At 40.0% G+C, this 15,965-nt stretch carries 12 protein-coding genes and 1 other annotated feature; of the genes, 8 read left to right on the top strand and 4 right to left on the bottom strand.

The window, feature by feature from the left end; all coding sequences use genetic code 11:
- The first annotated feature begins 207 nt into the window (after positions 1 to 207).
- Positions 208 to 1,206, top strand: a complete 999-nt coding sequence (ccpA, locus tag AC6CH1_RS12075) for a catabolite control protein A (protein WP_498317684.1) — start codon at positions 208 to 210, stop codon at positions 1,204 to 1,206.
- Positions 1,207 to 1,286: 80 nt separating this feature from the next.
- On the opposite strand, the gene AC6CH1_RS12070 is transcribed toward ccpA, so the two are convergent.
- From AC6CH1_RS12070 to AC6CH1_RS12060, 3 genes are read right to left on the bottom strand one after another with little or no spacing between them, the layout of a single operon-like run.
- A complete protein-coding gene (locus tag AC6CH1_RS12070) occupies positions 1,287 to 2,450 on the bottom strand; it encodes an acetoin utilization protein AcuC (RefSeq protein WP_498317683.1) in 1,164 nt (387 codons plus the stop codon).
- Positions 2,447 to 3,094: an acetoin utilization AcuB family protein gene (locus AC6CH1_RS12065; RefSeq protein ID WP_251686461.1), complete on the bottom strand. Its 648-nt coding sequence runs from the start codon at positions 3,092 to 3,094 to the stop codon at positions 2,447 to 2,449. Before AC6CH1_RS12065 ends, AC6CH1_RS12070 begins: the two co-directional genes overlap by 4 nt.
- Before the next feature lie 25 nt (positions 3,095 to 3,119).
- The gene (locus tag AC6CH1_RS12060; RefSeq protein WP_427708601.1) at positions 3,120 to 3,752 is read right to left on the bottom strand and encodes a GNAT family N-acetyltransferase; all 633 of its coding nucleotides are present in this window, start codon (positions 3,750 to 3,752) and stop codon (positions 3,120 to 3,122) included.
- Positions 3,753 to 3,916: 164 nt separating this feature from the next.
- On the opposite strand from AC6CH1_RS12060, the gene acsA reads away from it, so the two are divergent.
- The 5 genes from acsA to argD all read left to right on the top strand — a co-directional run bounded on the left by acsA (position 3,917) and on the right by argD (position 10,064).
- On the top strand, positions 3,917 to 5,644 hold the full coding sequence (gene acsA, locus AC6CH1_RS12055; protein WP_498317681.1) for an acetate--CoA ligase: 1,728 nt from the start codon (positions 3,917 to 3,919) through the stop codon (positions 5,642 to 5,644).
- 198 nt (positions 5,645 to 5,842) lie between these two features.
- Positions 5,843 to 6,877 (top strand): N-acetyl-gamma-glutamyl-phosphate reductase, encoded by a 1,035-nt coding sequence (gene argC / locus AC6CH1_RS12050; RefSeq protein ID WP_498317680.1) that lies wholly within the window; start codon positions 5,843 to 5,845, stop codon positions 6,875 to 6,877.
- Positions 6,878 to 6,953: 76 nt separating this feature from the next.
- A complete protein-coding gene (gene argJ / locus AC6CH1_RS12045; protein ID WP_498317679.1) occupies positions 6,954 to 8,177 on the top strand; it encodes a bifunctional glutamate N-acetyltransferase/amino-acid acetyltransferase ArgJ in 1,224 nt (407 codons plus the stop codon).
- Positions 8,140 to 8,916: an acetylglutamate kinase gene (gene argB / locus AC6CH1_RS12040; RefSeq protein WP_251686465.1), complete on the top strand. Its 777-nt coding sequence runs from the start codon at positions 8,140 to 8,142 to the stop codon at positions 8,914 to 8,916. Before argJ ends, argB begins: the two co-directional genes overlap by 38 nt.
- Complete coding sequence (argD, locus tag AC6CH1_RS12035; RefSeq protein ID WP_498317677.1) at positions 8,913 to 10,064, top strand: acetylornithine transaminase; 1,152 nt, start codon at positions 8,913 to 8,915, stop codon at positions 10,062 to 10,064. Before argB ends, argD begins: the two co-directional genes overlap by 4 nt.
- A gap of 52 nt (positions 10,065 to 10,116) precedes the next feature.
- Here the strand turns inward: argD and AC6CH1_RS12030 are convergent, their stop codons facing one another.
- Positions 10,117 to 12,990: a transglycosylase domain-containing protein gene (locus AC6CH1_RS12030; protein ID WP_427708611.1), complete on the bottom strand. Its 2,874-nt coding sequence runs from the start codon at positions 12,988 to 12,990 to the stop codon at positions 10,117 to 10,119.
- A 102-nt stretch (positions 12,991 to 13,092) separates the two neighbouring features.
- Positions 13,093 to 13,300, top strand: a binding site (T-box leader).
- A gap of 74 nt (positions 13,301 to 13,374) precedes the next feature.
- On the opposite strand from AC6CH1_RS12030, the gene tyrS reads away from it, so the two are divergent.
- Both tyrS and AC6CH1_RS12020 read left to right on the top strand, forming a co-directional pair.
- Positions 13,375 to 14,646 carry a tyrosine--tRNA ligase gene (tyrS, locus tag AC6CH1_RS12025; protein WP_498317676.1) on the top strand — a complete coding sequence of 424 codons (1,272 nt, stop codon included), beginning with the start codon at positions 13,375 to 13,377 and terminating at the stop codon, positions 14,644 to 14,646.
- Positions 14,647 to 14,737: 91 nt separating this feature from the next.
- Positions 14,738 to 15,910 carry a PstS family phosphate ABC transporter substrate-binding protein gene (locus AC6CH1_RS12020; RefSeq protein ID WP_498317674.1) on the top strand — a complete coding sequence of 391 codons (1,173 nt, stop codon included), beginning with the start codon at positions 14,738 to 14,740 and terminating at the stop codon, positions 15,908 to 15,910.
- The last annotated feature ends 55 nt before the right edge of the window (positions 15,911 to 15,965 follow it).

The raw sequence follows: 15,965 nt of genomic DNA, 5'->3' as shown, positions 1-15,965 counted from the left end.
AAAAATAGCGAATTTAAACAAGTGCTATCGTGTTGATATCACACTTTTTGAATATTTTAAGACAATTGATGAAAAAACCAGGTATTCACTAGGTTTTAGATTGAAAATAGAAATGAAAATATTATATGATGAAGCTATACATAACAATTAGTTCTACTAGTCGTTTATAAAAACTTATATCACTAAGATAAAAAGGGGGAGAAATTTTTGACTGTCACAATTTATGATGTTGCACGTGAGGCGAATGTATCAATGGCAACCGTATCTCGCGTAGTAAATGGAAATCAAAATGTTAAGCCTGCGACAAGAAAAAAAGTGTTGGAAGTGATTGAGCGTCTCGAATATCGTCCAAATGCAGTAGCACGTGGCTTAGCAAGTAAAAAAACAACATCAGTAGGAGTCATCATCCCTGATATTTCGAATAATTTAAATGCTGAGCTTGCACGAGGCATTGAAGATATTGCGACAATGTACCGCTATAATATTATTTTAGCAAATTCAGATCAAAATGAAGAAAAAGAGTTGTCTTTACTTGATACGATGCTAGGAAAGCAAGTTGACGGTATTGTGATGATGAGTGAAGAGGTAACTGAAAATATCCAACGCGCAGTGGAAGCTTGTCCAGTACCGATTGTATTGGCAGGTTCTATCAGTTCTACTGAAAAAGTAGCTTCTGTAAACATTGATTATTATAATGCGGCATTTGAAGCTGTAGAAACACTTATTAATAATGGACATATGAGAATTGCATTTGTCTCAGGTCCATTACAGTATACAGTGAATGGTCAGCATAAACTTGCAGCCTATAAAGATGCTCTTGAAAAAGCAAACATTGAAATAGACGATGCTTTAATTGTTGCCGGAGATGGCTCTTATGATGACGGATTGGAAAGCTGGGTGAGTTTAAGTGAACTACAGCAACCGCCTACAGCCATTTTTGTCGGGAATGATGAGCTGGCAATTGGACTAGTACATGGCATTCAAGATAGCGAAAAAAATGTACCCAATGATGTTGAAATCATCAGCTTCGAAAATTCAAAACTAGCGCGTATGGTACGACCAAGACTTACAAGTGTTGTATTGCCTTTATACGATATTGGAGCAGTCGCAATGCGCTTATTAACGAAGTATATGAACAAAGAGGAAGTTGAACAGCAACATGTCATCTTACCTCACCGCATAGAAAAGCGTGGTTCGAGTAAATAACAAAAGCGCCTGTCAGTAGCTGACAGGCGCTTTGTATTATTTTATAGCTTTATAATTTTGTTCAAACTTTATTGCAAACGTTACGATCGGTTTTTTTCTGTACGAATAATATGTAGTGCTTTTTCAAGCATTCGTGCATTTTTTTCCTCAATTTCTGCTTTACGCGGAATAGGATCATATAGAGGTTGTGGATCATTCCATGTCGGAATTAGCGGAACAGGCGATTCAGATTGCCATGTATCAAGCCATTGCTGCGGTAACGCTCCAGTCGGTGCAGGCTGATCGGTCATCTCTGTCCAAATATGTGACCAAGCCCGCGGGACGACCCGCCAAATATCATATCCTCCGCCACCAACTGCAATCCAGCGACCTTCACAATATTCATGTGCCAATTTATGTGCAAGCTTCGGTATTTCTTTATAAATGTTCATCGTCCCGTATAAATGTGTTAGGGGGTCAAAATAATGGGCATCTGCACCATTTTGTGTCAAAACAACATCCGGTTTGAAGAATTCAAAAACTTCCCGCATTGATTGTTCATATATTTCCAAGAAGCTCTCATCTTCCGTAAAGGCATCAATCGGGAAGTTAAAAGAAGTCCCATATCCTTCACCATTCCCGCGTTCTGTGATATTGCCTGTACCCGGAAATAAATAGCGTCCTGTCTCATGAATCGATAATGTACAAACATTCGGATCATCATAAAAGGACCATTGAACGCCATCGCCGTGATGTGCATCAGTATCTACATATAAAACACGCAGCCCGTATTTTTTCTGAATATATTTAATAGCTACACTGCTATCATTATAAATGCAAAAACCGGATGCTCTTCCACGGAAACCGTGATGAAGTCCGCCTCCCAAGTTTAATGCGTGCTGAGATTTACCTTGCAGTACTTGGTCGACCGCCTGTAGAGTCCCGCCGACTAACAATGCGCTTGCTTCGTGCATATTTTTGAAAATCGGAGTATCCTCTGTCCCAATACCATATGGTTCCCCTTGCTGAGCGGCTAACTCACCATGACCTGCTTTTTTTACGATGTCAATATACTGCATGTCGTGGGCAAGCGCAATTTCTTCATCTGTTGCAATACGAGCAGGGACGATATCCTCATCTTGGAGGGCACCGATATTTTTCAGTAAATCAATCGTTAAGTGTAATCGTTTATGGTTAAACGGGTGTGTGTCCGAAAATTTGTAAGTGAGTTGTTCTGGTGAATAAATAAATACAGCTTTTTTCATAATGTAACGCCAGGCAAGTTTGGCCACAATACATCGTATCCTTGCTTTCGCAACTCTTCAATAATATGCAGCGGATTGATTACTTGCAGACGGACACTTACAATTCTGGATTTCACATTTTCACCATCAGGATATACGAGAACACTTAATACATTTGCTTTATTTTCATGGAATACTTTCGTTATTTCAAACAACATGCCAGGTTTGTCGTTTACCCGAATATCAATTTTAGAACCGGGCTTATGTGCGCCTGTTAATTCGATGTAAGTATATAGTAAATCAGTCGTCGTTACGATGCCGACCAGTTTCCCGGCAGTAACAATAGGTAAACAGCTGATTTTAGCATCATAAAAAGTCATGGCAACTTCTTCAACGAAGTCTAGCGGATGACCGACTATCGGATTTTTTATCATGATTTTCTCGATTGTTGCATCATAAATCGTAGAGTCCGGTTCTTCACGCAAACGAGAAGGCAAAGCATTTTTCAAGTCATGGTCTGTAATGATTCCTACAACCAGTTTCTCTTTGTTAACAATTGGCACATGACGGATATTTTTATCTCGCATAAGACGTACAGCATCACGTACTGTGTTTTCGGGCAGGAGTGTATGTATCTCTCTTTGCATAATTTCTTCGACAATCATAGTTCATTCCCCTTTGTGATAAGAATTAATACATGAAACGATTTCTAAAGCGAAGTCTGTCAAATCTCTCCATTGTCTCATTTCCAACACGTGCCCCAACACGCGCCATTAGACAGTTGGCAGGATGGGAAGTAATTTCAGGATCATCTGTTGCATAATATTCGAAATTGACAGATGTCATCATTCTCTCCATCATATTTCGATATTCCCAAACAGATAAACCTGTTCCTTTTAAATCCCAATGCCAGTAATATTCAGTTGTAATTACTAAATAATCTTCCATTGCATCATCCATAAATGATACTTCCAATAATTTTTTGCCTGCGCCGGATCCTCTAAAAGCAGGAATGACTTCAATGGCACCAAGCTCAATCATATTTGGAATCCGATCTTCAGACCAGCGTTCCAATGGATCTGGATAGAGATACGTAACATAGCCGACGATTATGTTATCCTGTCGAATGACGATAATGCGTCCTTCTTCCAGCTGAGCAATTCCGACAAGTGCTTCATGCTGCTGATGGGAAGGTCTAAAAGCTTTTAAATCTTCATGTAATGTGTAGGTAGCAAGTTTTTCGGAAGAAACAGGTCCTTCTACTAAAACATTACCATTTCTCGTTTTGAATTCAAGACGATAATAATTTTTCACATGAATCATAATCACACCACCTGCTTTTAATACATCTATTATACTCTATTTCATGCGAAAATACGCTTAAATTCGCGAGATGTAACTAAATTGATTGAAAGTTTTAAATATTTTGACTATTATAGTATTTTTATTGTAAAATGATTGTAGTTTTTAATGAAAGGGGATTTTTCATGGGGATGAAAACAATGGAAAAGCTAGCAGTTATTCCAGGGGAACATAATTTAAAAAATTATGAGGAAACAGCTGCAAATCATGATTGGCAACATAGTGAAACAGCATTTTCTTGGTTTGAAACGGGGAAGGTCAATATTGCATATGAAGCAATAGACCGGCATGCAACAACACACCGCAAAAATAAGGTTGCTCTTTATTATAATGATGGGAATAGAAAAGAAGCATATTCTTTTTATGATATGAAACGTCATACGAATAAAGCTGCGAATGTGTTGAAGGAAAAGGCAGATTTAAAAAAAGGGGACCGTATTTTTATTTTTATGCCACGCACGCCGGAACTTTATTTCAGCTTAATTGGTGCATTGAAAATTGGCGCAATTGTTGGGCCATTATTTGAAGCATTTATGGAAGGTGCCGTATATGACCGTTTAATGGATAGTGAGGCGACAGCAATCATTACAACGCCTGCACTGTTGACAAGAGTACCGCTGGAAAAGCTGCCGCATTTAAAGACGGTTTTTGTAGTCGGGGAAAATATAGAAGAAACAGATAAGATAGTAGATTTTAATAAATACTTTGCAGAGGCATCTCAGGATTTTGACATTGAATGGGTCGATAAGGAAGATGGCTCCATTTTGCATTATACATCCGGCTCAACGGGTGCACCAAAAGGGGTATTGCAGGTCCATTATGCAATGGTTCAGCAATACCAGACAGCTCAGTGGGTACTGGATTTAAAGGAGGCCGATATTTACTGGTGTACAGCCGATCCAGGTTGGGTGACCGGAACAGCTTACGGAATTTTTGGACCATGGTTAAACGGTGTGACGAATGTAGTCATCGGGGGCCGCTTCAGTCCGCAAGCTTGGTATGGAGCAATTGAGGAATATGGTGTCACAGTTTGGTATAGTGCGCCAACTGCATTTCGTATGTTGATGGGTGCAGGTCCGAATATTATCGGCAAATATAATCTTTCTACACTTCGTCACGTTTTATCGGTCGGTGAACCATTAAATCCGGAAGTAGTGAAGTGGGGAATGGAGATTTTAAAACATCGTATTCACGATACATGGTGGATGACGGAAACGGGAGGCCATATTATCTGCAACTATCCATCGATGGATATTAAGCCAGGTTCAATGGGGAAACCTGTGCCGGGAATTTATGCGACAATTGTAGATGATCAAGGCAATGAAGTGCCGCCTTATACGATGGGTAATTTGGCTATCAAAAAAGGGTGGCCGGCGATGATGCGGCAAATTTGGGGGAATCCTGAACGCTATGAATCTTATTTCTTAAAAGGAGAATGGTATGTTTCAGGTGATTCCGCATTTAAGGATGAGGAAGGTTACTTCTGGTTCCAAGGTCGAGTAGACGATGTTATTATGACGGCTGGAGAACGAGTTGGACCATTTGAAGTGGAAAGTAAACTGCTTGAACATCCTGATGTGGTGGAAGCAGGTGTAATTGGTAAACCAGATCCGGTGCGCGGTGAAATTATTAAGGCATTTATTTCATTGCGTGAAGGGGTAAAGCCTAGTGAAGCGCTTGAAGCGAATATTCGGGACTTTGTAAAAACAGGATTATCTGCCCATTCAGCACCACGAGAAATTGAATTCAAAGATAAGTTGCCAAAAACTCGAAGCGGTAAAATTATGCGTCGTGTGTTAAAGGCGTGGGAACTCGATTTACCGGCAGGCGACTTATCAACAATGGAAGATTAACTTTATATGCCAGTACTTCTTAAATCGGAGCGCTTACATATGTAGGCGCTTTTTGTATTATTATTTAACGATAATTTAGAATAATCTACAAATATATAAAAATACAGTTGACTAAATAAATATACATACTTATACTTATTTTTATCATTTAGAATTCGTAAAAATTTTTCAGCTATATAAAAATGACGAGGTGACAACATGAAAGCAGGTATTATTGGTGCAACAGGTTACGGTGGATTAGAACTACTGCGGTTTTTGCATAATCATAAAGAAGTGGAGGAAATCGGATTATTTACATCCTCTGATGAAGGAACTCTATTTTCGGATAAATTTCCACATTTAACGGATATTTATAATCAGCCGTTACTTAAATTGGACGATGATGCATTGGCGGAATACGATGTTGTATTTGCAAGTACGCCGTCTGGGGTATCAAGTACGATTTTCCCTTCTTTAGTTGAACGGGGACCAAAATTAATTGATTTATCCGGGGATTTCCGGCTGAAAAATTTAGCAAGCTATGAAACTTGGTATAAAAAAAATCCGGCACCACAGGAAGTAGTGGACCGAAGTGTTTACGGATTAACGGAGTGGAATGAACCAGCTATTGAAAAAGCCGATTTAATTGCCAACCCAGGCTGTTATCCAACGGCTGTTTTATTATCCATCTTACCTCTTATAAAACATCGGTTAATTGATCCGAGCTTCTTGGTCATTGATGCGAAGAGCGGAATTTCAGGTGCAGGTAATAAACCATCACAAGCAGCACATTTCAGTGAAGCAAATGAAAGCTTCTCGATTTATAAAATTAATGAACACCAGCACATTCCGGAAATCGAACAAGCGATTTCAATGTTTACCGATATCGAGACAGCAATAACATTTAATACTCATCTAGTCCCGATGACACGTGGTATTTTAGCAACTTCCTATGCACAAGTAACGGAAGGTGTAACACAAAAACAATTAGTGGACTGTTTAACAGATACGTATAAAGATCATCCATTTGTCCGTGTCATTCAAGAGGCTTCCGCAGTGGGAACAAACCGCGTGAAAGGTTCAAATTATTGCGACATATATGTGAAGCTCGATGAAAGGACAAATCGGGCAACAATTATCGGTGTGATCGATAATTTAGTTAAAGGAGCAGCCGGTCAGGCAATTCAGAACATGAATGTCCAATTCGGTCTCCCGCAGCAAACAGGCTTACAACTCGTTCCGTATTTTATTTAATTTATAAAGATGAGTAATAGATGAAAATCAACCCGCATTTTATGACGAGCATTTTAAATTTAGGGAGGGTCATTAGATGACTTCAACAATAGAAATGAAAAAATTATCAAGCAAAAATATCGTATCACCAAAAGGGTTTACTGCAGCAGGTGTTCATTGCGGACTTAAGCATAAGAAAAAAGATTTAGCGATTCTAGTAAGTGAAGTACCAGCTAGCGTTGCCGGTGTATTTACGACAAATGCAGTCCAGGCAGCACCGTTAAAAGTAACAAAAGAAGTTGTATATGAAACGAAAAAAATGCAGGCAATCATCGTAAATTCAGGAAATGCCAATGCCTGTACAGGTAAACAAGGAGTATTGGACGCATATGAAATGCAACTTCTTGCTGCACAAAAGCTTGGCATTGCATCTGATTTGGTAGGGGTAGCCTCTACGGGTGTCATCGGGGAAATTATGAAGATGGAGCCAGTTAAAAAAGGTGTGGAGCTATTAACTCCGGATTCAAAGCTAGAAAGCGGTATTGATTTTTCTCAAGCAATTTTAACGACAGATACAGTAATGAAAAATACAACTTATGCAACAATCATTGATGGCAGGGAAGTAATTGTTTCAGGAACAGCTAAAGGCTCTGGAATGATTGAACCGAATATGGCGACAATGCTCGGGTTTATTACAACTGATGCCAATATTGCATCAGAAGAGCTGCAAAAAGCGTTATCGAGTGTAACGGATTGCACATTCAACTCGATCACAGTTGATGGAGATACATCAACGAACGATACAGTTATTGTAATGGCAAACGGCTTAGCAGGAAATGAACCGCTATCACCTGCACATCCGGACTGGGATAACTTCTACACAGCATTACGTCTCGTATCAGAAGATCTAGCAAAGTCAATTGCACGTGACGGGGAAGGTGCGACAAAGCTGATTGAAGTAGAAGTGGATGGAGCAGTTTCAGATGAAGAAGCACGTAAAATCGCGAAGACAGTTGTAGGTTCACCACTAGTGAAAACAGCAGTATTTGGCTGTGATGCAAACTGGGGACGTATTATTGCAGCAGTTGGCTATTCCGGAGCTGTAATCGATCCTGATAAAATCACAATCAAAATTGGTGGAGCAACAATGGTGGAAAATGGCGAACCGATTAAGTTTTCCGAAGAAGAGCTCATCGAAATTTTAAAGCAACATGAAGTAAAAATATATGTGTCACTTGAAGTCGGTAAAGGGCACGGATTCGCCTGGGGGTGTGATTTGACTTATGACTACGTTCAAATCAACGCATCATACCGCTCGTAAAATGGTCATCAAGCTTGGTGGCAGCACATTAGAAGGTCTTAACGAGACCTTCTTTCGCAATTTTAAAGCATTGCAGGAACAAGGGATCCAACTCATTATTACACATGGCGGAGGGCCTGCAATCAACCGCGAATTAGCTGCTGCCGGAATCGAGTCCCATACAGTAAATGGACTGCGTGTCACGAGTGAAGAAATGATCGATATTGTACAGTCAACTTTAATCGGGAAAGTAAATCCTTCACTCGTCCATGAGCTCCATTCGGCAAGTATTTCTGCCATTGGACTGAATGGGTTTGATGGCGGGTTACTAGAGAGTGAATTTTTAGATTATGAAACTTACGCATATGTAGGAGAAGTGAAGCATGTTAATATTAATATGTTAAACTCTTTGACGGAAGCTGGAATTGTTCCTGTCATTGCGTGTATCGGTGCAACGAAGGATGGGCAGGCGCTGAATATAAATGGCGATACAGTGGCAAGTGAAATTGCATTGGCTGTCGAGGCAGATTGTCTCCTGCTTGTGACGGATGTAGCCGGTATTCGCATACAGGATGAATATCAGACGGAAGTGACACCAAGCTTAATTGAACAATGGATTGGCGAAGGGCATATTTACGGCGGGATGATTCCGAAAGTGCAAGGCGCCCTTAATTGTTTAAATGCAGGCATTCCTTCTGTACAAATTGTTAATGAAACTTTAACCGGGACGACTATTTTAAGTGAGGAGCTAGTGAAATGAGTGCATTATTCCAAAATTACGCAAGAAGACCTTTTGCTATTGTCGAAGGAAAAGGAACAGAAGTATTTGATACGATAGGGAAAAGATATTTAGATTTTACGAGCGGCATTGCTGTTTGTAGTTTAGGGCATGCACATCCATCTATCGTTGAAGCGATTCAAAAACAAAGTCAAAAGCTGTGGCATATTAGTAACTTATTTGAAAGTCCGGGACAGGAAAAACTTGCTGCATCATTAGTGAAAGATTTGCATTTATCGTATGCATTTTTCTGTAATAGTGGCGCAGAGGCGAACGAAGCAGCTATTAAATTAGCACGTAAGCATACAGGAAAACATAAAATCATTGTGTTTGAACAGAGCTTTCACGGACGTACATTTGGTGCGATGAGCGCAACTGGACAAGATAAAGTACGTAATGGCTTCGGTCCTTTAGTAAGCGAGTTTATTACATTGCCGTTTAATGATGTCGAAGCATTAAAAGCTGCAGCTGATGCAGATACTGCTGCGATTATGCTTGAAATGATTCAGGGTGAAGGCGGAGTAAATCCTGTAACGGAGGATTTCGCGAAAGCTATTCATGAAATTCAGCAATCATCGGATGTTTTAGTTATCGTTGATGAAGTACAAACAGGTATCGGACGTACAGGAACACGTTTCGCATATGAACAGACAGCTATCAAACCGGATATTGTTTCAATGGCAAAAGGTCTTGGTGGCGGTTTCCCTATTGGGGGAATCCTCGGGACAGAAAAGCTGTTTAACACATTTAATGCCGGTACACACGGTACGACATTCGGCGGAAATCCATTAGGTGTTGCCGTTGCACAAACAGTTATCGATCAAATATTCAATGATGCCTTTTTGGATAATGTTAAACAAAAGTCGGCGTATTTTATTAATAAACTGGAAGAAGCTTTTCCTGAAGATAACTATTCAGTTCAAGGAAAAGGGTTAATGCTTGGTCTAAGCCTTGGTGGCGAGGATGTGGCGCCATATGTGGCAGCATTGGATAAAGCGGGTCTATTAACGGTTGCAGCCGGCCCGAAAGTAATTCGATTATTACCTCCTTTAACAGTGAGTGAACAGGAAATTGATGAAGCAGTCAATTTACTAAAAGATGTATTAAAAGCGGAACAAGTATCAATTTAATTACATTAAAAAAAACTCACCAACTTTATTATAAGTTGGTGAGTTTTTGCTTTTATTCTCCTGATGGTTCTGGTTCGACCGGATCAACGTCAACTTCAATTTCGTCCAGGTCTTCAATTATTTCCCCAGGTACAACATTTTCTTCCTCTTCTTCTGTTTCCGGTGGAGCAGGTGGAGCAGTTTCCACCACTTCTCCGACTTCATTCGAATAACCGGATTCCAATCCAGTAATATCGACTGCTACAACGATGTAACGAACGCCTGGTGAAACAGACACGCGGTATCCTTCATAAGATTTTAATGAACGTACAAGCGATCTGCCCTGGTCGGTAACGCTATATACGCGATAGCCAACAACATCATTTGATGCAGAGGCTGTCCATGAAAGTGAACCATTTGCCAATGTAGCAAAAACAGGTTGCGGTGGTGCACTGTCTGCCGAGAATGGAGCACCGGTTACAACGCCCTTACCTGAATTGAATGACAATAATTTTGAAGCGTCACCACCCAGTTTGCCTAACATGCGGTCAACAAAGGCCTGATTTAATCCGAAACCGCTCATTTGAACAAACTCAGTAGGTGTATTCGGTAATGCAGCATACGTGTTGCCGTTAATTACAACCGATGTGGAAGATACAAAGCTATCATCCGGCTGTGTCGGTAAAAATACATTTTTATTAAATAAATCGGAAGTGACTAAACCGGCATTGGCACATGAAGTAGAAGGTGCCAGGCCTGAAATACCACAAAATGATCTTGTCACAACGCCTTCAGGTTTTTTGAATGTTTCTTTCGTACCGATTAATTCCGGGTCAATGTCATAAAGTGTATTTAGGTATTTTGCCCATAAACGGTTTACCCGCTGACTTGGATGCTGGTAACGGTTATTAAATGCATAAAGTGTACGCAATTTTTCGTAACCCATCCAGACACCTACCGATATATTCGGATTATATCCGACAAACCAAACATCGTTATGGTCCTGTGTTGTACCAGACTTAGCAGCGAAGTCAGATGAGAATTTCAACTGGCTCTTTGCCAATGTTCCAGTTCCGCCCTGCTTCAGCACATCACGCAGCATATCTGTCATCATATACGCTGTTTCAGGCGCAAATACTTTCACTGGCTCTACTTTATGTTCATAAATAATATTGCCGTCCAAATCTTCAATGCGGTCAATCATATAGGCATCGATAAATTGCCCGTTATTGGCAAATGTCGCATAGGCATTAGTATTTTCTTCAACTGAAGCACCAATATCCAAAGCTCCAAGAACTGTAGAAAGGTTTACATAGTCCTTTTTGTCTAGCTTGGAGAATCCCATTTTTTCCAAATAGGTTGCCGGACTGCGGTCTAAAATTGAATTATATAATCTTAGGACGGCTAAGTTTTGTGATGAAGCAACCGCCTGGCGTGCTGGTATAATTCCTAATTCCTGATTCGGGTTATAGTTTACAGGGGCATAGCCGTCAGATGGACGTTTGAATTTCACATCGACAACAGGGCTTCCTGCTCCGATGACACCGTAATCAAGTGCTGGTGCGTAGGCAAGTAATGGTTTCATTGTTGAACCGTTTGAACGGAATGCATTTGTTGCGTGATTTACTTGTGTAATATTATGGTCGCGACCGCCAACGAAACTTAAAATACGGCCGGTACTATTTTCAATAACAATACTTCCTGTTTGTACAGGTACATCCACTTCAATTTCTTCGCCTGTTTCAGGATCTTTTTCTTTTTTCTTGTATGTTTGTCCGTATAAAGTGAATTCCTCCGTCACTTTTTTCATGGAATCATACATATCTTTATTGATCGTTGAGTAAATACGGTAACCGCCGGAACGTATTGTACGGTCTGCCAGTATAGTATACTTTTCGTTTAAATTTTCTTCTTCTTTTAAACGATCCGGGTCAATGCCGTCTTTTTCCGCGAGAATTTTAGCGAAAATCTCTTTTGAACGGAGCTCAAGCTCAGCTGTTAACCAAGGATATTTTTCTTCCGGACGGATTTCATACCCTTTGAAGTCTTTCGTAATATCGTACGCAATTGCTTTGTTATATTCTTTCTCGGTAATATAACCCGCCTCCTGCATACGATAAAGAACCGTTTTCATCCGGTCAATACCTGGCTGCATTCCTTCCGCGCTTTTTTGCTCACCTTTATTTGTAAAAGGTGTATATGTGAAAGGTGCCTGAGGGATACCGGCAATATAGGCAGCCTGCGGTAAATTTAATTTAGATGCGGAAATACCGAAAATACCTTGTGCAGCCGTCTCGATGCCGGCAATATTACGACCTGAAGAATTTCGGCCGTACGGGATAATATTTAAATAGGCTTCGAGTATTTCTTCTTTAGTCATAAAATGTTCCAAACGATAAGCAAGTAAAATTTCCTTTGCTTTACGTTCATATGAAACTTCATTCGTTAATATTTGGTTTTTTATTAATTGCTGTGTAAGCGTAGAGCCACCTGTCTGTGTTGACGAGTTGGATACGTCTTGCAGTAATCCCCGTAATACCGCTTTTGGCACAATGCCGGTATGCTCCCGGAAATATTCATCCTCCGTAGCAAGTACTGCATTAATTAGGGAAGGGGATATATTGGCAAGCGATGTTTCACGTCGGTCTAAATCTGTTCGGATCTTTCCTATGTAAATATCGTTCGCAAAATAAAGTTCACTTGTTTCTTCATAGCTGAAAATTTGTTCGCGCATTTCTTCTTTCGATCGCAAAGGTTCATCCTTTGTTAATGATGCGAAGTAACCTGCGCCTACACCTCCGACAAACAACAGTGTCGCAGCTATAAAAATAATCGCCAGCAAAGTTAAATTCCAGAATACACCGCCTCCAATTCGGACGTAGCGCATTCGTTCTGAAGAAGCAAGGATATCGATTTTTTTATTTAATTTTTCGAGCCATTCTCTCACATCATCGACCTCCTAAAATCTTGTTTATTATAGCATATTTGATATATAAACGAATATAAATATTGACATCAACTATTTTCTAGGTAGAATAGAAAATATAAATTTCAGGCAGTGAAGAGTTTGCAGTAATAAATGTGTTCCCTGCATAGAGAGCTAGCGGTTGGTGAAAGCTAGACATAGCGCATTTATGAATTACGTACTTGGAGCCTGAACGGATCGTCTCGTTATAGACGCTTAAAGTGGAAGAAAGAGACTGAAATTTCTTCAAGCCGGGTGGTACCGCGTTAAATTAAAATTTGACGTCCCTGCATGCATTTGCGTGTAGGGACGTTTTTTATTTTCCTTACAAGTAAATGACGCATCATGTAAAAGGAGAGAAAACAAATGACAAACGAATTACTGCAAGACTTGGAATGGCGCGGATTGTTATACCAACAAACTGACGCGGAAGGTATGGAAAAGCTTTTAAACGAGGAGAAGGTTTCTCTATACGTAGGTGTTGACCCGACAGCGGACTCGATGCATATCGGACATATCGTGCCATTGCTTACATTACGCCGTTTCCAAAAAGCAGGCCATACACCGATTTTATTAGTTGGTGGAGCGACAGGTACTGTAGGGGATCCATCTGGCCGTTCAGAAGAGCGCCAATTACAGACGATGGACCAAATCGAAAAAAATGTGCAAGGTCTTAAAAAGCAAATGGAACGCTTATTCGACTTTTCATCGGATGCGGCAAATAGTGCTGTCCTTGTAAACAATAATGACTGGGTAGGTCCAATGACATTAATCGATTTCCTTCGTGATTACGGGAAACTGATCAATGTAAACTACATCTTAAATAAAGATACAGTAGCGTCACGCCTGGATTCAGGTATTTCATTTACTGAATTTGCTTACACATTAATCCAAGGTATTGACTTCAACCATTTGTATGATCATCACAACGTTCGAATTCAAGTAGGTGGTTCGGATCAGTGGGGCAATATTACAACAGGCTTGGAAATGATTCGTAAAACACATGATGAAAATGCGAAAGCGTTTGGTATTACCATTCCGCTTGTAACAAAAGCAGACGGTACAAAATTCGGTAAAACAGCGGGTGGCGCTGTTTGGCTGGATGCTGCTAAAACATCTCCGTACGAGTTCTACCAGTTCTGGATCAATACAGCGGATGCCGATGTCGTGAAATACTTGAAGATCTTCACATTCCTGACACGTGAAGAGATTGAAGGTCTTGCAGTAAGTGTTGAAGAAGAGCCGCATTTACGTAAAGGACAAAAAGCGCTGGCTGAAGAAATGACACGTCTGATCCACGGTGAAGAAGGTCTGGAAGCAGCAGAGCGTATTACAAAAGCATTATTCTCTGGCGATTTAAAAGCATTATCAGTTGAAGAAATGAAAGTAGCCTTCTCTGGTGTACCTTCTGTAGAAGTGGCAAAAGAGGATAAAAATATTGTGGAACTAATCGTAGAAGCAGGGATTTCTTCGTCAAAGCGTCAAGCACGTGAAGATGTTACGAACGGTGCAATTAGTGTGAACGGTGAAAAAATTACGGATCTTGAATATGTAATTGATTCGAAAGACCGTTTGGAAGATGCTTTTGCAATTATCCGTCGCGGTAAGAAAAAATACCATATGGTGAAATTTGCTTAAGTAATTAAAACGTCTTGGAAAGCAGTTTTCCAAGACGTTTTTTAAAAGGAATTTCATGTTTCATAAAGAACGTAGAGGTTAGGGGGAAAGTATGGAAAATAAATCGTATTTAGGGAAAATTGTCATTTCGATTTTTGTATTACTGACTGTTTGCTTTTTTACTTTCATATTGTTATTTATTGTGGCGTTCAGCGGTAACATTCATTATATACCGTTAGTAATTGCAGCTGCGGTCATATTATATATTGGTTTTGTCCTTGTGATTTTTGATGTGTTTTATAAAAATAGTAAACGTGTAAAAATCTTTTGGACAATTGCCGGAATCGTTTTAGTCGCCTGTACGGTCCAACCTGTTTATAAATGGTTCGATGATCGGGTACCTACTGTAGACTCAGAAGTGAATATTTATCAATATGAGCCGTTTACAGATAAAAATGAATTAGTTCAATTGGATAAGAAGCCGACTTTAAAGCTAGCGGAACCTCTACCTAAAATCGACGGTGCAACGGCTTTGTATCCATTGTATGCCGCCATTACTGAGCATATATATCCGGAAAAAGAATACAATCCGTACAAGAGCGAAGTGGTGGTCAACCAGACTCATGAAGCCTATACGAATCTGATTTTCGGAAATACGGACATGATTTTTGCAGCTGGTCCTTCAGATTCGCAAATTAATCAAGCCGAACAACAGGGTATTAAACTTCATTTGACGCCGATCGGAAAAGAAGCGTTTGTCTTTTTCGTCAACAGTAAAAATAACGTCAATCGTCTATCACTCGATCAAATTAAAGGGATTTATGCTGGGGAAATTACAAACTGGGAAGAAGTGGGCGGAAAAGATGATGCAATCCGGGCGTTCCAAAGACCTCAGGATAGCGGATCGCAAACTGCACTGCAACGTCTAATGGGGGATACCCCTTTAATGGAAGCACCAACGGAAGATATAGCGACAGGTATGGGCGGAATTATCAATGAAGTGTCCCAATACAAAAATTATAAAAATGCTATCGGTTATACTTTCCGTTACTATTCAAATGAAATGGTTAAAAATAAAGAAATCAAACTTTTGGAAATCAATGGAGTTGCACCGACAAGAGAAACGATCCGCAACAATACGTATCCGATCGCTTCCGAATTTTATATTGTGACAGCAGGCGAGCCGACAGGAAATGTTAAGAAACTGATTGAATGGGTGCTGTCGGAAGAAGGGCAGGCATTAGTGGAAAAGGCTGGCTATTTATCTCTTAAATCTGCCGAATAGTAAAAGATTGGTATGCTACTAAAGGAGCAATAACTTTGTATCACCTTAAAATATC

The organism is Solibacillus sp. GQ1 (genome assembly GCF_059758555.1).
Note: the sequence above shows the minus strand (reverse complement) of the source record. Positions and strands in the feature narration are given on the sequence as shown.